Source organism: Sulfitobacter sp. 1A15258, assembly GCF_043557045.1.
GTDB classification, from domain to species: Bacteria; Pseudomonadota; Alphaproteobacteria; order Rhodobacterales; family Rhodobacteraceae; genus Sulfitobacter; species Sulfitobacter faviae.
Map to the genome: position 1 here is coordinate 1 of NZ_JBIFFK010000001.1, position 20,237 is coordinate 20,237.

At 62.0% G+C, this 20,237-nt stretch carries 16 protein-coding genes and 1 tRNA gene; 10 read left to right on the plus strand and 7 right to left on the minus strand.

The window, feature by feature from the left end; translation table 11 throughout:
* The first annotated feature begins 227 nt into the window (after positions 1-227).
* Positions 228-304, plus strand: a tRNA-Asp gene (locus tag ACGYK9_RS00005).
* 127 nt (positions 305-431) lie between these two features.
* On the opposite strand, the gene ACGYK9_RS00010 is transcribed toward ACGYK9_RS00005, so the two are convergent.
* The gene (locus ACGYK9_RS00010; RefSeq protein WP_394407392.1) at positions 432-1,802 is read right to left on the minus strand and encodes a M20/M25/M40 family metallo-hydrolase; all 1,371 of its coding nucleotides are present in this window, start codon (positions 1,800-1,802) and stop codon (positions 432-434) included.
* Between the two features lie 81 nt (positions 1,803-1,883).
* Positions 1,884-2,960 (minus strand): sensor histidine kinase, encoded by a 1,077-nt coding sequence (locus ACGYK9_RS00015; protein ID WP_394407394.1) that lies wholly within the window; start codon positions 2,958-2,960, stop codon positions 1,884-1,886.
* A 222-nt stretch (positions 2,961-3,182) separates the two neighbouring features.
* On the opposite strand from ACGYK9_RS00015, the gene hemA reads away from it, so the two are divergent.
* The 3 genes from hemA to ispG all read left to right on the plus strand — a co-directional run bounded on the left by hemA (position 3,183) and on the right by ispG (position 7,041).
* Positions 3,183-4,406, plus strand: coding sequence for a 5-aminolevulinate synthase (gene hemA, locus ACGYK9_RS00020; RefSeq protein ID WP_067265045.1), 1,224 nt, complete (start codon positions 3,183-3,185; stop codon positions 4,404-4,406).
* A 120-nt stretch (positions 4,407-4,526) separates the two neighbouring features.
* Positions 4,527-5,828 carry a helix-turn-helix domain-containing protein gene (locus tag ACGYK9_RS00025; protein WP_394407396.1) on the plus strand — a complete coding sequence of 434 codons (1,302 nt, stop codon included), beginning with the start codon at positions 4,527-4,529 and terminating at the stop codon, positions 5,826-5,828.
* Between the two features lie 88 nt (positions 5,829-5,916).
* Positions 5,917-7,041 carry a flavodoxin-dependent (E)-4-hydroxy-3-methylbut-2-enyl-diphosphate synthase gene (gene ispG / locus ACGYK9_RS00030; RefSeq protein ID WP_394407398.1) on the plus strand — a complete coding sequence of 375 codons (1,125 nt, stop codon included), beginning with the start codon at positions 5,917-5,919 and terminating at the stop codon, positions 7,039-7,041.
* A 129-nt stretch (positions 7,042-7,170) separates the two neighbouring features.
* Here the strand turns inward: ispG and ACGYK9_RS00035 are convergent, their stop codons facing one another.
* Both ACGYK9_RS00035 and ACGYK9_RS00040 read right to left on the minus strand, forming a co-directional pair.
* The gene (locus tag ACGYK9_RS00035) at positions 7,171-7,662 is read right to left on the minus strand and encodes a disulfide bond formation protein DsbA (protein ID WP_394422348.1); all 492 of its coding nucleotides are present in this window, start codon (positions 7,660-7,662) and stop codon (positions 7,171-7,173) included.
* Positions 7,663-7,664: 2 nt separating this feature from the next.
* Complete coding sequence (locus ACGYK9_RS00040) at positions 7,665-8,414, minus strand: DsbA family protein (RefSeq protein ID WP_394407402.1); 750 nt, start codon at positions 8,412-8,414, stop codon at positions 7,665-7,667.
* Between the two features lie 96 nt (positions 8,415-8,510).
* Between ACGYK9_RS00040 and ACGYK9_RS00045 the strand changes: the two genes are divergently transcribed.
* From ACGYK9_RS00045 to ACGYK9_RS00065, 5 genes are all read left to right on the plus strand, one after another.
* Positions 8,511-9,653 carry a pyridoxal phosphate-dependent aminotransferase gene (locus tag ACGYK9_RS00045; RefSeq protein WP_394407404.1) on the plus strand — a complete coding sequence of 381 codons (1,143 nt, stop codon included), beginning with the start codon at positions 8,511-8,513 and terminating at the stop codon, positions 9,651-9,653.
* A 59-nt stretch (positions 9,654-9,712) separates the two neighbouring features.
* Positions 9,713-10,933 carry an N-acetylmuramoyl-L-alanine amidase gene (locus ACGYK9_RS00050; protein ID WP_394407406.1) on the plus strand — a complete coding sequence of 407 codons (1,221 nt, stop codon included), beginning with the start codon at positions 9,713-9,715 and terminating at the stop codon, positions 10,931-10,933.
* Between the two features lie 128 nt (positions 10,934-11,061).
* Positions 11,062-13,617 carry a penicillin-binding protein 1A gene (locus ACGYK9_RS00055; RefSeq protein WP_394407408.1) on the plus strand — a complete coding sequence of 852 codons (2,556 nt, stop codon included), beginning with the start codon at positions 11,062-11,064 and terminating at the stop codon, positions 13,615-13,617.
* A 125-nt stretch (positions 13,618-13,742) separates the two neighbouring features.
* Complete coding sequence (gene prfB / locus ACGYK9_RS00060) at positions 13,743-14,867, plus strand: peptide chain release factor 2 (protein ID WP_394407410.1); 1,125 nt, start codon at positions 13,743-13,745, stop codon at positions 14,865-14,867.
* A 49-nt stretch (positions 14,868-14,916) separates the two neighbouring features.
* Positions 14,917-16,326: an amidase gene (locus ACGYK9_RS00065; RefSeq protein WP_394407412.1), complete on the plus strand. Its 1,410-nt coding sequence runs from the start codon at positions 14,917-14,919 to the stop codon at positions 16,324-16,326.
* A 6-nt stretch (positions 16,327-16,332) separates the two neighbouring features.
* On the opposite strand, the gene ACGYK9_RS00070 is transcribed toward ACGYK9_RS00065, so the two are convergent.
* Positions 16,333-17,130 carry a helix-turn-helix domain-containing protein gene (locus tag ACGYK9_RS00070; protein ID WP_169306045.1) on the minus strand — a complete coding sequence of 266 codons (798 nt, stop codon included), beginning with the start codon at positions 17,128-17,130 and terminating at the stop codon, positions 16,333-16,335.
* Between the two features lie 317 nt (positions 17,131-17,447).
* Between ACGYK9_RS00070 and ACGYK9_RS00075 the strand changes: the two genes are divergently transcribed.
* Positions 17,448-17,708, plus strand: coding sequence for a hypothetical protein (locus ACGYK9_RS00075; protein WP_394407414.1), 261 nt, complete (start codon positions 17,448-17,450; stop codon positions 17,706-17,708).
* Positions 17,709-17,720: 12 nt separating this feature from the next.
* Here ACGYK9_RS00075 and ilvN read toward each other — a convergent pair whose 3' ends face one another.
* Positions 17,721-18,281: an acetolactate synthase small subunit gene (gene ilvN, locus ACGYK9_RS00080; RefSeq protein ID WP_067268661.1), complete on the minus strand. Its 561-nt coding sequence runs from the start codon at positions 18,279-18,281 to the stop codon at positions 17,721-17,723.
* Positions 18,282-18,352: 71 nt separating this feature from the next.
* Positions 18,353-20,107, minus strand: a complete 1,755-nt coding sequence (locus tag ACGYK9_RS00085; RefSeq protein WP_394407416.1) for an acetolactate synthase 3 large subunit — start codon at positions 20,105-20,107, stop codon at positions 18,353-18,355.
* Between the last annotated feature and the right edge of the window lie 130 nt (positions 20,108-20,237).

Genomic DNA, 20,237 nt, shown 5'->3' on the forward strand with positions numbered 1-20,237 from the left:
CGGTTGTAGCTCAGTTGGTTAGAGTACCGGCCTGTCACGCCGGGGGTCGCGGGTTCGAGCCCCGTCAACCGCGCCACCGCTGTCTGAAAAAGGGACCTCTTTGAGGTCCCTTTTTTCGTTTTCAATCCCCTTAAAATGCCACGCAAAAACTTCTTTCGAGAAAGCGCATTTTCTCGCGCGAATGCGCTTGACGCTCCGCGCCCCGTGGCCTATTCCGCCCACATCGCGCGGTTGTAGCTCAGTTGGTTAGAGTACCGGCCTGTCACGCCGGGGGTCGCGGGTTCGAGCCCCGTCAACCGCGCCACTTTCCCCCCTCTATTTCGTAACGTGCAGGCGCTAAGCCCTAGTTCGCGCAGGCTTATTCAGCCCTGCCTCTTGAGGCTCAACCAATGGAATAGGTGGCGACCGGGCAGGCCCGATCGCCAATCTGCTTAGATCAGCGCATCAATGATGCGCGCCCAGGAGCGGATGCCTTTGTGAAAGCTCTCCATGTCGTATTTCTCGTTCGGGGAGTGGATTTGATCGTCATCCTTGCCGAAACCGATCAGCATCGGCTCGGTTCCGAGAATCTTCTGAAAATGCCCGGCAATCGGAATCGAGCCGCCACAGCCGATATAGGCCGCGGGCACCTGCCATTCGTCGCTCAGCGCTTGGCGGGCGGGTTCGAACATCGCATGACCGATGTCCACCCCGGAGGCTTGGCTGGCGCCATGGCCTGAGAATTCGACCGTGCAGTCTTCGGGCAGCATCTCAGCCACCATCTTGCGGAAATTCTCGCGGATGGCGAGCGGGTCTTGCGTGCCGACGAGGCGGAAGCTGATCTTGGCATGCGCCTCGGAGGGCAGCACCGTTTTAAAGCCATCGCCGGTATAGCCGCCCCAGATGCCGTTAACCTCACAGGTCGGGCGCGACCAGATCATCTCAAGCGGGGTGCGGTCCTGCTCACCCGCCGGTTTGCTGAGCCCCACGTCGCCGAGGAAGGCGCTATGGTCAAAGGCGAGGCCCTGCCACTGCGCTTCCAGATCCTCGGGCAGGTCCGGAACGCCGTCATAGAAGCCAGGGATGGTGATGCGGCCTTCGTCGTCATGCAGCGCGGCGATCACCTTGCTCAACGCGCGGATCGGGTTCATCGAAATACCGCCATACATGCCTGAATGCAGGTCTTTCGACGGCGCGGTGACGGTCAGCTCTTCGCCCAAAAGCCCACGCAGCATGGTGACGATGGCGGGGGTCTTGCTTTCGAACAATCCAGTGTCGCAGATCATCGCCACATCGGCTTTCAACTCCTCCGCGTTCTCCTCCATAAATGGGACGAGGGAGGGGGAGCCGGATTCCTCTTCGCCTTCGAGGAAGAAGGTGATGCGGCAGGGCCAATCGCCTTTCACCTCTTTCCACGCGCGCAGGGCTTCAATGATGGTCATCAACTGGCCCTTGTCATCGGCGGCCCCGCGGCCCCGGATCACGCGGCCCTTCTTCGTCTCCTCAACCGCCGGATCGAAGGGGTCGCGGTCCCAAAGGTTCAGGGGGTCGACCGGCTGCACGTCATAATGGCCATAGAACAGTAGATGCGGCTTACCTTCGCCGACATGGCCCACGACCATCGGATGCCCCGGCGTGGCGCGTTTTTCGGCTTCCACGCCCATGGATGTAAGGTCGGCCACCAGCCAATCGGCGGCGCGGTCGCAATCGGCCTTATAGGCCGGATCGGTCGAGATTGACGGGATGCGCAGTAGGTCCAACAGACGGTCGGTGGCGGCGGGCAGATCGTTGTCGATCCGGGCGAGAACATCGTCGAGGGACATGGGCATAATTCCTTGCGCTTGTGAATTTGGCGCGAAGGTATCAGGCGGGCAGGGCGTGTCCAGTGGCCGCAGGGCCCGCGTTCAGAAGGTGAGCGAGAGGCGGCTGCCCTCGGGGGTAAGCTGGCTGTCGACCTGCGCATTGAGCTGCGACGCCGCCGCCGCCATCAAGGTCTGCCCAATGCTGTCGGCTCGCCCTTTGCCTTCGTTCGCGGCCCCGATGCCATCGTCTTTGCACTCAAGGTGGAAATGCCCGTCCCGCAGGCTGAGGTCGATTTCGATATGGCCGGGCGCGCCATTCGGGAAGGCGTGTTTGATCGAATTGGCGGCAAACTCGCTAATGATCAGCCCCAAGGATGAAGCCGCGCTGGATCGTAGGGTCACAGGGTCCGACCGGTAGCTGATTTTGACATGCCCCGGTGCGGTTTCTCGCAAAAGCTCCAGGACCCTGTCGAGGTATTTGCCCGCATCGACCTCATCGCGCCCGTGCCCGGATTGCAGTTCACCATGGAGCGTTGCCATCGCGTTGACGCGGCGCTGGATGTCGTTCAACACATTGACCGTGTTCATATCGTCCAACTGGCGGCTGTGCAGCCGCACCATGGCCGACAATGTCTGAAGCGAGTTCTTGACCCGGTGGTCGGCCTCGCTCATCAGCGTCGCTTGGCTGCGCAGGGAAAGGCGCAGGTCGAGCTGTTTCATCACCTGACGGGACAAGACAGAGATCGCCTTGCGTTGCAGCGCGGTCAGCCTGCGGGGTTTGGTGTCGAGGATGCACAGCGTGCCAAGCGGCAGCCCGTTGGACGCAATCAGCAGCGCACCTGCATAAAACCGCAGCCCGTCGCCTGCGGTGCACAGCGGGTTGTCGGCCATGCGCGGGTCTTTCAGCGTGTCGGGAATCTCAACGAAGCGCTCTTCCAGAATCGCGTGAGAGCAGAGCGAGGTTTCGAGCGGCGTCTCGCGCGCACCCAGACCCACTTCGGCCTTGAACCACTGTCTGTCCTTGTCGATTAGGTTGATCACTGAAATCGGCGCGTCACAGATCTCAGCCGCCAGTTCGACGATCTCGTCGAACTCCTCCTCGCGCGGGGTGTCGAGAATCTCGTAATTATAAAGCGTCCGCAGGCGCTGGTCCTGCTGGGGATGTGGAGTGGCGCGCAAAACAAACTGCCCTTTCTGGATTGGTCCTTTGGAAGCATGAAAGCGGCTGGCAATACAAGCGAACAATCTTAAATCGAGCGTAGAACGCGCAGCGCCTGCGACAGTTCGCCCCGCAAAGGGGCCGGGATAAGAGATTGAAGCTTCGGCTTTGGATCTGTAATCATTCTAAAAGCTGAATATGGAGGGGCCCCCTCCTGTTCGCGCCAAAAGATGGAGACGCGCATGGACTATAACGAGAAGCTCGACGCGGCGATTGCGCGCCTGCATGACGAAGGACGCTACCGGACCTTCATCGACATCGAGCGTCGCAATGGTCAGTTCCCCCATGCCGTCTGGACCAAACCCGACGGGTCGCAGCAGGATATCACCGTTTGGTGCGGCAACGACTATCTGGGCATGGGGCAGAACCCCGTGGTGATCGAAGCTATGGAGGAAGCGCTGCGCGCCACCGGCGCAGGCTCTGGCGGGACGCGCAACATCTCGGGCACGACGGTCTATCACAAGCAGCTAGAGGCCGAACTGGCCGATCTGCATGGCAAGGAAGCGGCGCTGCTGTTCACCTCGGCCTATATCGCCAATGATGCCACGCTCTCGACCCTGCCCAAGCTCTTTCCCGGGCTGATCATCTATTCCGACGCGCTGAACCATGCCTCCATGATCGAAGGCGTGCGCCGTAATGGCGGGGCCAAGCGTATCTTCCGCCACAATGACGTGGCCCATCTGCGCGAGTTGATGGAGGCGGATGACCCTGCCGCGCCCAAGCTGATCGCCTTTGAATCGATCTATTCGATGGACGGCGATTTCGGCCCCATTGAAGAGATCTGCGATCTCGCAGATGAATTTGGCGCGCTCACCTATATCGACGAGGTGCACGCCGTGGGCATGTATGGCCCGCGCGGGGCAGGGGTGGCCGAGCGTGACCGCCTGATGCACCGGCTCGACATCATCAACGGCACGCTGGCCAAGGCTTATGGCGTGATGGGCGGCTATATCGCCGCTTCGGCCAAGATGTGCGACGCGATCCGCTCCTATGCGCCGGGGTTCATCTTCACCACCTCGCTGCCGCCTGCCGTCGCTGCGGGGGCCGCGGCCTCGGTCGCCTATCTCAAACGCGCGCCGGAGTTGCGTGAGAAACACCAGCAGCAGGCCAAGGCGTTGAAGCTGCGGCTGAAGGGGTTGGGTCTGCCGATCATCGACCATGGCAGCCACATCGTGCCCGTCATGGTGGGCAACCCGGTGCACACCAAGCTTCTGTCGGATATGCTGCTTGAAGATCACGGCATCTATGTTCAGCCCATCAACTTCCCCACCGTGCCGCGCGGCACGGAGCGGTTGCGCTTCACGCCCTCGCCGGTACATGGGCCTAAAGAGATGGATGCGCTTGTCCGGGGGATGGACGTGCTCTGGTCGCATTGTGCGCTGAATCGTGCCGAAGCTGCGGGCTAACGCAGCGCTATTCGTGTTTTGCGTTGTCTTGTGGTAGCCTTTTGTCAAGAAAAGGCTACATCCGAATCGTTGGGGCGTGTTTGGATCAAAGCTACAGGCTAACAGGGACAGGGCATATTGATGATCGGGCGATGGGCCTCCAGAACCGCTGAGGACGAAACAGTCGAACCCAAAGGGTTCGATGCATTCGAATTGCGGTTGGGGGATGTCATGCGCGGCGAACGGGCCACGCTTGGTAAATCCCTGCTCGACGTGCAGCGCGAATTGCGCATCAAAGCCTCCTATATCGCCGCAATCGAAAACTGTGATCCCGGCGCATTTGACACGCCCGGCTTCATCGCGGGCTATGTGCGTTCCTACGCGCGCTACCTCAATATGGACCCTGATCAGGCTTTTGCCGCCTTCTGCAAGGAATCCGGTTTTGCCGTGGCCCATGGCATGTCCGCCGAAGCCTCTGTGGTCAAAAAGCCGAGCTTTGAGGAACGCCGTAAGACCCCGAAAGAAGACGATCTTTTCGCCCGGCCCAACACGCCCTTCGTGCCGATGGGCGACGGGTTGCTCAGCCGGATTGAGCCGGGTGCGGTTGGCTCTTCGCTGGTGCTGATCGCGCTGATCTCGGCCATCGGTTTTGGCGGCTGGACTGTGCTGAAAGAGGTGCAGCGCGTGCAGGTGGCCCCGGTGGATCAGACCCCGATCGTGCTTTCCGATCTCGACCCGCTGGATGGGGCACTGGCCAGCGCGCCTGACGCAGAAGACGATTCCGCCGCGCCGCAAAGCGTGGAAAGCCCCCGGGCCGAGGCGCTGGACCGGCTTTATCGCCCGCAAGCGCTCGACGTGCCGGTGTTGGTGGCGCGTGACGCGCCGATTGCTTCCATCGACCCGCGCTCTGTCAGCAACTTCCCAACGCCGGACCGCCCCGATACCGCCGCACAAGGCACCGTGGTGGCCGAGGCGGCGGAGGGTGATGACAGCATCACCAGCGCCATTGACGAAGCGGTGATGCTTGCCAATGCTGAAAGCGACCTGCCCAAACCGCAGGTTGTTGAGCCGTTGGGTGAGAAAGTCCGCATGGTCGCGGCCTATCCTTCATGGGTGCGGGTTCGCGCCGCCGATGGCACAGTGATTTTCGAAGGCGTGATGAACAAGGGTGACACATGGGACGTTCCCGTCACTGAAGAGCCGCCCTCCCTTCGGACGGGCGAATCCGGTGCGCTTTATTTCGCTATGGCGGATGGCTGTTTCGGCCCCGTTGGGCCGCGCGGAGCAGTGACCTCCAACGTGCCGCTCCACGCCCAGGCGCTGGCCGAGCTTTATGAGCCGGTCGATCCGACGGCGGAGCAATCGCTCAGCCGGATGTTTGCCGATCTCGAAGGCTCGCTCGACCCCTCCGCTCTGGCCGCGATGCCCTGTCAGGGCAGCTAAACGCGCGGGCCGCCGCTTCCCATTGCACATGAGGCCCCGGCTGAATAGGTAGGGGGCCAAAGCCCCTGATCCCGCGAAAGGTGTCTTCATGTCGCTTCATTCCATTCGCCCTTGGCGCGATATTCCGCGTCGCAAGTCCCGGCAGATCATGGTGGGCAATGTGCCGGTGGGCGGTGACGCGCCGATCACGGTGCAGACCATGACGAATACGCTGACCACCGATGTCGCCGACACCATCGCACAGGTCCAAGCCGCCGCTGACGCAGGCGCCGATATCGTGCGCGTCTCGGTCCCGGATGAGGACTCGTCCAAAGCCCTGCGTGAGATCGTGCCCGAAGTGTCGGTGCCCATCGTTGCGGACATCCACTTTCACTACAAGCGCGGGATTGAAGCCGCCGAGGCGGGTGCCGCTTGTCTGCGCATCAACCCGGGCAACATCGGCGATGAAAAGCGCGTGCGTGAGGTCATCAAAGCCGCGCGGGACCACAATTGCTCAATCCGCATCGGCGTGAACGCGGGCTCGCTGGAGCGGCATCTGCTGGAGAAATACGGCGAGCCATGCCCCGATGCGATGGTCGAAAGCGGGCTGGATCACATCAAGATCCTACAAGACAACGATTTCCACGAGTTCAAAATTTCCTGCAAGGCCTCGGACGTTTTCATGGCCGCCGCCGCCTACCAACAGCTCGCCGATGCGACCGACGCGCCCATCCACCTCGGCATCACCGAGGCGGGCGGGCTCATGTCAGGCACGATCAAATCTGCCATCGGTCTGGGCAACCTTTTGTGGAGCGGCATCGGTGATACCATCCGCGTCTCCCTCTCCGCCGATCCGGTGGAAGAGGTGAAGGTTGGCTATGAGATTCTCAAATCCCTCGGGTTGCGGCACCGTGGGGTGAACATCATTTCTTGCCCCTCTTGCGCGCGGCAGGGGTTCGATGTGATCAAAACCGTCGAGACCTTGGAGAAACGGCTGGAGCATATCAAGACGCCGATGAGCCTGTCGATCATCGGCTGCGTGGTGAACGGCCCCGGTGAGGCGCTGATGACCGACGTGGGCTTTACCGGCGGCGGGGCCGGGTCTGGCATGGTCTATCTGGCGGGCAAACAGAGCCATAAGCTCGGCAATGAAGGTATGATTGATCATATCGTCGAGCAGGTCGAGGAACGCGCGGCGCAGATTGAGGCTGAGGCGGTGAAGGCGGCTGAGTAGGTTGGGGGCTGGGCCGCTGGCGCTGCGTTGGTTGAGAGGCTGCGCAGAGGTATTTTTAAAAGGATGAAGATGAGGGGAAGCGCGTGCGCCGGGAGGTTGGCGCGCTTTATCTGTTGTTGGAATGGGTTATTAATCAGGGGGTTGGGGAGTGGTCTTCAGCTTGTTTGGGGTAAGGTGTTTTTCGAGGACTATGGGCGGCATGTGGCCGTTGAGGATCATTTCGGGCAGCACGTAGAAGGGGGCATCGGTGAGCCCTAGGGCGGTAGCCCAGCGGGCGGGCTGGGGGTGGCTGAGATCGTGTTGTATGAAGGTGATGCCGTAACGCTTTGTGATTGCGGTCAATTCGTGGACGGCGGTGGCGCAGGTCTCGCAGTCTTCTGCGGTGAAAAGCGCGATGGGGTGGCCCGCCAGAAGGTCGGGGGCCAAGCGGTCGAGCAGCAACAGGTCGTTTTGAATATGCCGTTGCATTTGCGTCGGGCCGGCCAGCGCTTTGGCGATGACATCGCCATTGGCAAGGATCGCGGCGCGGAGTTCGGTTTCAAACGCATCTCGCGCGGTGGGTTCATCGGCCCCGGCGGGCTGGGCCAGCGCGAGCGCGGCCAAGACTGCCGGGGCGCGCATCTTTAGCCGCGCTTTTCTTCCACCAGCGCCATCATTTGGTCGTAGGGCAGGTAACCGCGCAGCATTTCGTCTTGCATGACGAAGGTGGGTGTGCCGGTGATCTGCAACTTTTGGGCCAGCGCGCGGGTTTGGGCGATCTCTTGCGTGACCGCGTCGCTTTCCATCTCGGCCTCGATTGCCGCGACATCCAGATCGAAGCTTTCGCCCAAGCGGCGGAGGGCGGGGAGGGTGACCGCTCCGTTGAAGGCCATAAGCGCATCGTTCAGTTGTTTGTAAGCGTCATCGCCCGCGACCTGTTTGGTGGCCACGGCAAAGCGCGACGCCAGCAGCGATTGCTCCCCAAGGATCGGGAACTCTTTGACAACCAGTTTGATGTTGCCGTCCGTTTCCAGCAGTTTGGCCACTTCGCCATGGGCGCGTTTGCAGTAGCCGCAGCGGTAGTCGAGGAATTCGACCAGCGTGATATCCCCCTCCGGGTTGCCGCCGACCCAAGAGTAGCCATCGTCGAAAATCTCATCGGCATTGGCGGAGACCAGATCGAAATCCGCCTGCATCTGCGCTTGGGCCTGACGGTTTTGCATCTGCTCCCACGCTTGCAGGATCACTTCGGGGTTTTCCATCAGATAGGCGCGGACTTCGGCGCGGAACTGCGCGCGCTCGGCGTCGGTCAACTCGGTCAAGTCCATGGCCCCGGCGGGAGCGGCAAGGGCCATTGCGCTGGCAAAGGCAGGGGCGAGGAAGCGGGCGAACATGGGCGGTCCTTTCGGTAGAGCTGCGAAATAGGGGCCAAGGGTTGACGCCCGGCATCAGGCGCGGTGAAAGCACATGCCGAGAGTAGGAGCAAGCCCATGCGCAATTCAACCAGGTCCGCCGTTGATCCCTTTATCGTGATGGACGTGATGCAGGCCGCCAGCGCCGCCGAAGAGGCGGGCCGTCACATCATTCATATGGAGGTTGGCCAGCCCGGCACGGGCGCGCCGAAAGGGGCGGCGGCCGCGCTGACCAAGGCGATGGGTGAGGGGGCCTTGGGCTATACCGTGGCGCTTGGGCTGCCTGCTTTGCGCGCGCGGATCGCGCAGATGTATGGCGAATGGTATAACGTCGATCTCGATCCGGCGCGGGTGGTGATCACCCCCGGATCCTCGGGCGGGTTTTTGCTGGCTTTTACAGCGCTCTTCGATTCAGGGGATCGGGTGGGCATCGGGGCGCCGGGCTATCCCAGCTACCGTCAGATCCTGCGCGCGTTGGGGATGCAGCCCGTCGATCTGCCCGCCGCGCCCGAGAACAGATATCAGCCCATCGCGGCGGATTTTGCGGGGCAAGACCTGCACGGTTTGCTCGTGGCCTCCCCTGCCAATCCTTCGGGTACGATGCTCGACCGACCCGCCTTGACGGCGCTGACGGATGCCTGTGCGGCCAATGACATGTCCTTCATCTCTGACGAGATTTACCATGGCATCGAATATGACAAGAAGGCCGTGACCGCGCTGGAGGTCACCGATGACTGCTATGTAATCAACTCCTTCTCGAAGTATTTTTCGATGACTGGCTGGCGCGTGGGCTGGATGGTGGTGCCCGAGGATCAGGTGCGCGTGGTCGAGCGGATCGCGCAAAACATGTTCATCTGCGCACCCCATGCCAGCCAGATCGCCGCGCTGGCGGCGATGGACTGTGACGACGAATTGCAGGCCAATCTCGCGGTCTATCGGCGCAATCGCGACCTGATGATCACCGGTTTGCAAGAGGCGGGGTTTACCGACATCGCCCCGCCCGATGGGGCGTTTTACGTCTATGCCGATGTCTCGCGCTTTACCGATGACAGCCGCGCCTTTGCGGCGGAAATACTAGAGAAGGCTGGCGTCGCCGTGACCCCGGGGCTCGATTTTGACCCGGCGCGGGGGCATAAGACGCTGCGCTTTTCCTATGCGCGTAGCACGGCGGATATGGAGGAGGGCATCGCCCGGCTCAAAGCCTTCATGGCGGCGCGCTGAACGCTGGTTTGGCCGCGCGGCAGGTGATAGAAGGGCGAAAACGGGCAGGGTGATCGATCATGCGGGCAATCTTTAGGGGACTGGCAGTCTTGTTGGCCTGTGCGGGGCCGGTCACCGTCGCGGCGCAGGAGTTGACGGCGCTGGCGCGGGTCGATCCGGTTGAGAGCGCGGTGAGTGATCGCTGGTTCGGCAAGACCGATTTGACCGTGGCGCTGAGCCAGGGGGTGCCTTTCCGGGTTTTTCTGCTGGATGATCCCGCCCGACTGATCGTCGATTTCCGCGAGGCGGATTGGTCGAATGTCGCCCGGGGGGATCTGTTGGAGAAGCCGGGCCGTATCTCGGCACTGCGGTTTGGTGCGTTTCAGCCCGGTTGGTCGCGTCTGGTGGCGGATTTGGCCGAGCCGATGGTTCCCGCCGAGATTGGCATGCCGGTCGATGCAAGCAGTGGCAAGGCGCGGCTTGAGATTACCTTGGAAGTCGTCGAGTCGGAGGTTTTTGCCAAGGCCGCGGGCGCGCCGGTGGACCCTGATTGGACCACCGCGCTCACCGCGCCGCCGAAACCTGCGGTGGCAGACAAAGACAGTTTCACCGTCGTTCTGGACCCCGGCCACGGCGGCATCGACCCCGGTGCGCAGCGCGAGGGGTTGGACGAGAAAGACCTGATGCTCAACTTCGCCCGCGACCTGCGCGATGCGCTGCGGCGCAAGGGGGTGGATGTCTTGCTGACCCGGGATGAGGATATTTTCGTCGCCTTAGAGCACCGGGTCGCCATCGCCCATCAGGCCGAAGCGGACCTTTTCATTTCGCTCCATGCCGACAGCCTGTCGCAGGGCGGGGCGAGCGGGGCGACGGTCTATACCCTTTCCGATGATGCCAGCGATGTGGCGACCGAACATCTGGCCGCGCGACATGACCGGTCGGACATCATCGCGGGGGCGGATTTAACCGGCTCAGATGATCAGGTGGCGGGCATCCTGCTGGATCTTGCCCGGCAAGAGACCGAGCCGCGCTCAGATGCGCTGGCCGAGATTTTGGTCGATGGCATGGGCGCGGCGGGCGGGCCGTTGAACAGCCGGCCCCTGCGGCGGGCGGGTTTTTCGGTCTTGAAATCAGCCGATATTCCTTCGGTTTTGGTCGAAGTGGGGTTCCTGAGTTCCAAGCGGGATCTGACCAATCTGCGCGATCCGGTGTGGCGCGCGTCGATGGTGAGCGCGATGGCGGATGCGATCGTGACGTGGCGTGATCAGGATGCGGCGCTCAAGCCATTGATCAGAAAGTAAAATAAAAAGATGCGACCGCTTTCGCGATGGGCGAAGATTCGCCCCCGCTGGCGGCCATGTGTTTTGACCCGCGCCAGCGCATCCTGTATAGGCTCGGAACTGTCCCTAGCCAATGGTGGTCCGCGCGCGTGTTTCGATTTGTTCTGTCCTTTTTCGGGGGGATCTTTACCACCCTGACCCTGAGCGTCGGCATGGTGGCTTTGACCATCGGGGCGGTGTTCTGGATGTATGGCCGCGATTTGCCCAGCCATGAGTCGCTGGCGCAATACACGCCGCCGACGATCAGCCGGATTTACTCGGGCCAAGGCCGTTTGATCGACGAATTCGCCAAGGAACGTCGTCTTTTCGCCCCGGCCAATACCATCCCGGATTTGGTGAAACAGGCCTTCATCTCGGCAGAGGACAAAAACTTCTACACCCATGAGGGCTATGACCTGCGCGGCATCGGTGCGGCGGCGGTAGATGCGGTCAAATCGCGCGGGCGCGATGTGCGCGGGGCCTCGACGATCACCCAGCAGGTGATGAAGAACTTCCTCTTGTCGGGCGACCGCCGGGCCGAGCGTAAGATCAAGGAGATCATCCTTGCCTCGCGCCTTGAAGAAACCTTGAGCAAAGAGAAAATCCTCGAGCTCTATCTGAACGAGATTTTCCTCGGCCAGAACTCCTATGGCGTGGCGGCGGCGAGCCAGACGTATTTCAACAAGACGCTGAGTGAGTTGGCCCCGCATGAGGCGGCTTTCCTCGCCTCGCTGCCCAAGGCGCCCTCGGATTACCACCCGGTGCGCCGCAAGGACCGGCTGCTGGCACGGCGGAACTTCGTGCTGCGCGAGATGAAAGAGAACGGCTATATCTCGGAAGCGGTATATGAAACCGAAGTGGCGCAGCCGCTGCGCTCGGTCCAGAACGGTGATTTCGAGAGCTTCAAGGCCGAACTGCCGCCGCGGGATTACTTCACCGACGAAATTCGCCGCCAGTTGAGCGAAGATTTCGGCGAGGGGGAGTTCTTTACCGGCGGTCTGACCGTGCGCGCGACCATCGACAACGAGATGCAGCCTATCGCCGCCAACGCCCTGCGCCGTCAGCTGGAGCAATATGACCGCGGGCGGGGCATCTGGCGCGGGACGCGTTTTGAGATCCCCGCCGATCAACTGGACAGCGAAGAGGAATGGCGCGCCGCGCTGGCGGACCTGCGGGTGCCGCGTGACATCGATCTGGAGAACCAGTGGTATCCGGCGGTGGTGCTTGAAGTCGGCAGCAATGACGCCCGCATCGGCATCGAAGGCGTCGAGGATGACGAAGACGGCCACTGGATCCCGGCTAAAGACGTGCAATGGGCGCGCAAACGGCTGGATGACGGCTCTCTGGGGCGCAAGGCTCAGGTGGCGGGCGACCTGCTTGAGGTGGGTGAGGTCGTCTTGGTCCGGCGCATGACCTCGGACAGCGACGGATCTTTCATCCGCTGGACTTTGCGGCAGGTGCCAGAGGTGCAGGGCGGTTTCGTCGCAATGGACGTGCACACGGGCCGCGTGATCGCGATGCAGGGCGGTTTTTCCTATCAGGCGAGCGTGTTCAACCGCGCCACACAGGCCAAGCGCCAGCCGGGGTCGAGCTTCAAGCCCTTCGTCTATGCCTCCGCGCTGGACAGCGGCTATAGCCCCGCGACGATCGTGGTCGACGCGCCCATTGAGATCAACACGCCGCAGGGCGTCTGGCGCCCGCAGAACGCTTCGCATAAATTCTATGGTCCGACGCCCCTACGCACCGGAATCGAACAGTCGCGCAACCTGATGACCATCCGTCTGGCTCAGGAAGTCGGGATGGATGTGGTCGGCAGCTATGCGGAGCGTTTCGGCGTTTACGACGACCTCGCGCCCTTGCTGTCGAACGCGCTCGGGAGTCAGGAAACCACGCTTTATCAAATGGTTTCGGCCTATGCGATGTTCGCCAATGGCGGTGAGCGGGTGCAGCCCACTTTGGTCGACCGGGTGCAAGACCGCTATGGTCGCACGGTCTACAAACATGATGAGCGCAAATGCTACGATTGTGAGCAGATCAACCTCGCCCCCGGTGAGGCGCCGCGGATCATTTCCAACCGCGAGCGGGTGATGGACCCGGTGACGGCCTATCAGCTGACCTCCATGATGCGCGGCGTGGTCGAGCGTGGCACGGCGCGTAATGCGGTGAACCTGCCCGTTCCGATCGCGGGCAAGACAGGCACCACCAACGATGAGAAAGACGCGTGGTTCGTGGGCTTCTCCTCCAACGTGGTGGCGGGCTGCTACATCGGTTTTGACACCCCGCGCCCGATGGGCCGGGGCGCGGGCGGCGGGCGGCTCTGCGCGCCTGTCTTCCAGCGCTTCATGAGCCAAGCGATCAAGAAATACGGCGGTGGTGACTTCGCAGTCCCCGAGCAGTGCCGCTTTATCAAGATCGACCGTTTCACCGGCGCGAGGCTAAGCGACAGCGCCACGGGCGCCAATGTCGTGTCGGAATGTTTCCGCGATGGGGAAGAGCCGCTCTTTGGCATCTCTTTCGATGGCGGTTTTGCCATGGGGGCGGACCTGCCGCTGGTCGAAGAATTGGGTGGCTCCTCCTCGCGTGAGGTCACGACATCGACCGGCAAGAAAGCCACCGTCGGCCCCAAGGCAAGCTTTGGCACGCTGAGCTCCGGCGGTCTTTACTAATCAGGCCGAAGGCGGCGGGCCAAAGCCACGCTTTGCCGCCCCCACTTGCCGCCGCTGGCGGGCTGGTCTATCTCTCGTGCGGCTCCGGTTTTCGGGGCCGCATTACTTATCAAAGGCAGGCACACATGCGCGCAGAGGCACAGAATACCGCGGACCAGATCAGCAAATCGCTGGAATTGCTGGCCCAGCGACTGGATGTGGAGACCGCGCCCTACCGGCTGGAAGAATTCAACGCCCGTGTCGAAGACCCGAACCTTTGGGACAACCCCGATGCGGCGCAAAAGCTGATGCGCGAGCGTCAGTCGCTGGTCGATGCGATCGACACCTATGAGGGCATCAAACAGGAGTTGGCCGACAATCTCGAACTGATCGAACTGGGCGAGATGGAAGAGGACGAAGAGGTCATCTCTGACGCCGAAGCCGCGTTAAAGGCGCTGGCCGAAAAGGCCGCGCAGAAAGAACTCGAAGCGCTGCTGAACGGTGAGGCCGACAGCAACGACACCTTCCTTGAGATCAACGCAGGCGCGGGCGGCACGGAAAGCTGTGACTGGGCCAGCATGCTGGCGCGGATGTATGTCCGCTGGGCCGAGAAAAAGGGCTATAAGGTCGATCTTCAGGCCGAAAGCCCGGGCGACGAGGCGGGCATCAAATCCGCGACCTATAAGATCGAAGGCCACAACGCCTATGGCTGGCTGAAGTCCGAGAGCGGTGTGCACCGTCTCGTGCGCATTTCGCCCTTCGACTCGGCAGCCAAGCGGCACACCTCTTTCACTTCCGTGAAAGTCTACCCGGTGGTCGACGATAATATCGAGATCGAGGTGAACCCCTCCGATATCCGCATCGATACCTACCGGTCCTCCGGCGCGGGCGGTCAGCACGTAAACACTACCGACTCGGCGGTGCGGATCACCCACCACCCCACGGGCATCGTCGTGACCTCTTCGGAGAAATCGCAGCACCAGAACCGCGACATCGCCATGAAAGCGCTGAAGTCGCGGCTCTATCAGATGGAGTTGGACAAGCGCTCGGCGCTGGTGAATGAGGCGCATGAGAACGCAGGTGACGCGGGCTGGGGCAACCAGATCCGCTCCTACGTTCTGCAGCCCTACCAGATGGTCAAAGACCTGCGCACCAGTTACGAGACCTCGGACACCAAGGGCGTGCTCGACGGCGATCTCGACGGGTTGATGGGGGCGACGTTGGCGTTGGCAGTCTCGGGCAAAAGCCGGGCCGAGGCGCAGGGCGACTGAGCCCATGCCGTCCCCTTCATGGAATGACAGTGACCAATAGGGGGACATGATGGAATTGCTGAACTGGGACGCCACGGAGTTGTCCGAGGCGCTGGCCGCGCGAGAGATTTCCGCGGTCGAGTTGATGCAGGCGACATTGGCCCGGATTGAGGCGGTGAACGGCAGGGTGAATGCCGTCGTCTCCCTCCGCGATCGCGACGCTTTGCTGGCCGAGGCTGAGGCCGCCGACGCGGGCCCACGCAAGGGCTGGCTGCACGGCATTCCCATGGCGATCAAGGATTTGGCGGATGCGGAAGGACTGCCCACCTCGCAAGGATCGCCGCTGTTTGGGGCGACCCCGGCCACGCGGGACCACCCGGCAGTGGCCCGTCTACGGGCCGCCGGGGCCATTGTGATCGGCAAGACCAACACCCCGGAATTCGGTCTTGGCAGCCATACCTTCAACCCGGTGCATGGGGCGACCTGCAACCCCTATGACCTTGGCCGCTCGGCTGGCGGCTCCTCTGGCGGGGCGGCGGCGGCGCTGGCGGCGCGGATGGTGGCCGTGGCCGATGGGTCCGACATGATGGGCTCCCTGCGCAATCCGGCGGGGTGGAACAACGTCTACGGCATGCGGCCCAGCTGGGGCACGGTACCTTCGGGCAATGACGGCGATCTGTTTCTGCACCAGCTTTCGACCTTGGGGCCGATGGCGCGCAGCCCGCGCGACCTTGCCGCCCTGCTGGACGTGATGACGGGCTATGATCCGCGTGAACCGCTGACCCGCACCACCCCCGATGCAGCACCGCAGATCGACGCGGCGCTGGCCCCCCAGCGGATCGGCTGGCTGGGTGACTGGGGCGGTGCCTTCCCCTGTGCGCCGGGGATCATCGACCATAGCGAGGCGGCGCTGAAGCGCTTGGCCGACCTTGGCCATACGGTCACGCCGTTGGCGGCACCCTTTGATGCGGAGGCCATGTGGGAAAGCTGGATCACCCTCCGGTCCTTTGCCGTGGCGGCCTCTCTCGGGGCGCTCTATGACGACCCCGCTCGGCGCAAGGGGCTGAAACCCGCCGCGCAATGGGAGGTCGCGCGGGGGCAGGGGTTCTCGGCCTATGACATCCAGCGTGCCAGTAGCATCCGATCTGATTGGTTCCGCGCGGCGGATGCTCTCTTTGAGGAAGTCGATGTGCTGGTGCTGCCCTCGGCGCAGGTCTGGCCCTTTGCAGTCGAACAGGTGCACCCGACCGAGATCGACGGTCAGCCGTTGGATACCTATCACCGTTGGATGCAGGTGGTGGTCCCCGCCAGCCTGATCGGCCTGCCGGTGGTCAACATCCCCGCAGGTTTCGACGCGCGCGGTCTGCCCTTGGGGCTGCAACTGATCGGCAGACGCGGCAGCGACGCGCGTCTGCTCCAACTGGCCCAAGGTTGGCATGAGGCGACGGGCTATCCGCAGGCGCAGCCGCCCCAGCTCTAGCGGGGCTCAGTTAAAGGGCGCGTCGGGCTGAAGCAGGCGGCGGTGGTAGGGCATCAGCGCGTCGATGTCGGTGAACCCCGCCTGCCGCGCGGCGGGCAGAACGGTTTTGGGGTCTCTGCCGATATACTCATAGGTCAGCCGGGTCACCCGCGTGCCTGCGGCGCTCTCGGGCGCTGTGCGGGTGACGTACCCCACCCAAAAGTTATTCTCGAAAGAGGCGACGCGGTTAAGGTAGTTGAACGACCCGGTCAGTGTGCGACGTCGCGAGACGACGATGGAAACCCCATTCTCCTGCCGTGAGACGATGCCGCGATATTCCCGCGCCATCGGGTTGGTCGGCAGCTCTTGTGCGCGCAGCGATGGCGCGCTCTCATAGCCGCGCAGGAAGGTGTTGCTGCCATGGCGCGTGATAAAAACCACGCCGGTCACGAACCTGTCCTGATCCAGAAAAGACCGCCGCGCAAAACGGTAAAAACCGCTTGGGAAATCCGCCTCGGGCACATTTTGTACCCCGGTGCCCAGAAAGTCGCGCAAGAAGCTGTTGTTGATCGGATCTTGGTTCAGGGAAATCTCGGTCACCGGCTCCAGCAGCACCCGCGCGTCGATCTCGAAAAAGCGGCAGATCCGGGCCAGCACATCGGGCCGGGGGAAGCTTTCGCCCGAGAGGTAGCGGTTGAATTGCGTGCGATTGATGCCAAGCTGCCGGGCAAGGTCAGAGATCGAGGGGTAATCCGCTGCCAACTGGCGCAGATTGGCGCCGAACATGCTACGAAGTTCAGAGGGGGAGCGGTTGGGAGCGGACATGCAGCCTCGTTCTGATTTGCGTCGTGGCCTTAGAATAAAAGCCGTTATGGCCAGATGGTTAACAGACTGACGCGAAGGCGCGTCAAAGCTGACGCTGATTTGTAGCTGACCCTACTGGAACCGACACAAAATGCAAGCGGACGTTGCATTTTAACCTATGTTTCACCTCTTTCGATTGTCGCAGAATGGAGAACAAACATCGAAAGCGGGGTGTACTATGATTGGTGTAGTTCTGTGGAGCGATAATAGCGCCGGAAAAGCGGTTTTCTGGTGCGAAGATCAAGGCGATCTTGCCTATTACGAAGAGCCGGCGATCCGTGTCGGGCAGGGGGGCGGGGTTTGACACGGGCGATATGGTGCAGTTCGACGTCTCAGTGCATCGCAAGCTGCGTATCGCGGACAACCCCCGGCTGGTGCAAGAGAAGGCGGCCTCGTATTTGCCTGACGCGCTGCGTCAGGATAATCCCGTGGCGGCAGAGCCGCAGCCAGAGGGAAAGCGGCAGCAAGGTGCTCAGATCATCCCCTTTACCACCAAGCCCGGACCGCGCCAATTCCGCGCGGCCCAGCTGAAAGCCTAAACGGCTCGCGTGTCAGACACCACGGGCGAGGGCGGCCACGCCCGTGCGGGCGACATCGGCCAAGCCCAGCGGGCGCATCAACTCGGCGAAAGCGTCGATCTTGTCGGGCGCACCGGTGATCTCGAAAACAAAGCTTTCGAGCGTGCTGTCGACCACATTGGCGCGGAAGATATCTGCCAGCCGCAGCGCTTCGACCCGATGCTCGCCCTTGCCGACGACTTTGAAAATCGCCAGTTCCCGCTCCACGCTCGGTCCTTCGACGGTGAGGTCATGCACCTCATGCACCGGCACGATGCGACCGACCTGCGCCTTGATCTGCTCGATCACCTGCGGGGTGCCGCTGGTGACGATGGTGATACGCGACAGATGGCCGGTATGGTCCACCTCGGCCACGGTCAGGCTGTCGATGTTGTAGCCGCGGCCCGAGAACAGGCCGATCACCCGCGCCAGCGCCCCGGGCTCGTTCTCGACCAGCACGGCCAGCGTGTGTTTTTCAACCACATCCGAGAAGTTGGGCCGTAGGTTATAGGCGGAATGCGAGGTCGCACCTTTTTTGATTTTTAGGGCAGCCATGTCTTCGTCCTTCTTCATCTTCGCCAGAAATTTTAAAAATTTCCGGGACGTTTTCTTTTAAAGAAAACGGGTTACACCAACACCGAGCCTTTTGCGTCGATCACACCTTGGGTCTCATGATCGCCCGGCAACAGCATTTCGTTATGCGCCTTGCCGCTTGGGATCATCGGGAAGCAGTTCTCATGCTTCTCGACCAGACAGTCAAAGATCACCGGCCCGTCGTGGTTGATCATCTCCATGATCGCATCATCAAGGTCATCGGGGTCGTCGCAGATGATCCCCTTGGCGCCAAAGGCTTCGGCCAGTTTGACGAAATCGGGCAGGGCTTCGGACCAGCTTTGCGAATAGCGCTCACCATGCAGCAGTTCCTGCCACTGGCGCACCATGCCGAGCCGCTCGTTGTTGAGGATGAACTGTTTTACCGGCAGGCCGAATTGCATTGCCGTGCCCATTTCCTGCATGTTCATCAGCCACGAGGCTTCGCCCGCCACATTGATCACCAGTGCCTCGGGGTGGGCCATCTGCACGCCGATGGAGGCGGGGAAACCATAGCCCATGGTGCCGAGGCCGCCCGAGGTCATCCAGCGGTTCGGCTCCTCAAAGCCGAGGTATTGCGCGGCCCACATCTGGTGTTGGCCCACTTCGGTGGTGATATAGCGGTCGTGATCCTTGGTCAGCGCTTCGAGCCGTGCCAGCGCGTGCTGGGGTTTGATCACCTTGCCGGATTGGTTGAACTTGAGGCAGTCGATGCTGCGCCATTCTTCGATCTGCTGCCACCATTTCGCCACCGCCTCGCTATTGGTCTTGCGGCCGCGCGATTTCCAGACCTTCAGCAGGTCTTCGAGCACATGGGCCACATCGCCGACGATCGGAATGTCGATGCGGATCACCTTGTTGATCGACGATGGGTCGATGTCGATATGCGCCTTGGTGGATTTCGGGCTGAAACTGTCGATGACACCGGTGATCCGGTCGTCGAACCGCGCGCCGATGTTGATCATCAGATCACAATCATGCATCGCCATATTGGCCTCGTAGAGCCCGTGCATCCCGAGCATCCCAAGCCATTTCTCACCCGACGCCGGGTAGGCGCCGAGGCCCATCAGGGTCGAGGTGATGGGAAAGCCGGTGGCATCAACCAATTCGCGCAGCAACTGGCTCGCCGCCGGGCCGGAGTTGATGACGCCGCCGCCGGTGTAGAAAATCGGACGCTTCGCCGTCTCCATCGCCGCGACCAGTTCGGTGATCTCGGCCATGTCGCCCTTAACCTGAGGCTGATAGCGCGAGGTCGAGGGTTTGGGGGACTCGTAGTGGCCAGTGGCGAATTGCACGTCCTTCGGGATGTCGATCAGCACCGGGCCGGGACGGCCATGGGTGGCGACATGGAAGGCTTCGTGCAGGGTGGCGCCAAGGGTGTCGGTCTCTTTCACCAGCCAGTTGTGCTTGGTGCAGGGGCGGGTGATGCCCACGGTGTCGGCCTCTTGAAAGGCGTCGGAGCCGATCATGAAGGTCGGCACCTGACCGGTCAGCACCACCAGCGGAATGGAGTCGAGCAGCGCATCCGTAAGGCCCGTGACCGCATTCGTGGCACCGGGGCCGGAGGTGACCAGCACAACACCCGGCTTCCCGGTGGAGCGGGCATAGCCTTCGGCGGCGTGCACCGCCCCTTGTTCATGGCGCACCAGAACGTGCTTGATCGAATTCTGCTGAAAGACCTCATCATAGATCGGTAGCACCGCGCCACCGGGATATCCAAAGACGGTGTCCACACCCTGGTCAATCAGGGCTTGGACGATCATTTTCGCTCCGGTCATCTGGCGTTTCATCTTGGGTGCTCCGTAAGGCAGGTTATTGCGATTGGCATAAAAAAACCCCCGGTCTGACGGGGGCGCATGGGAAGGATTATGGTCTACCGTTACCGGCCCATGCGCGTGTGTCTTACAATAATGACTAGGT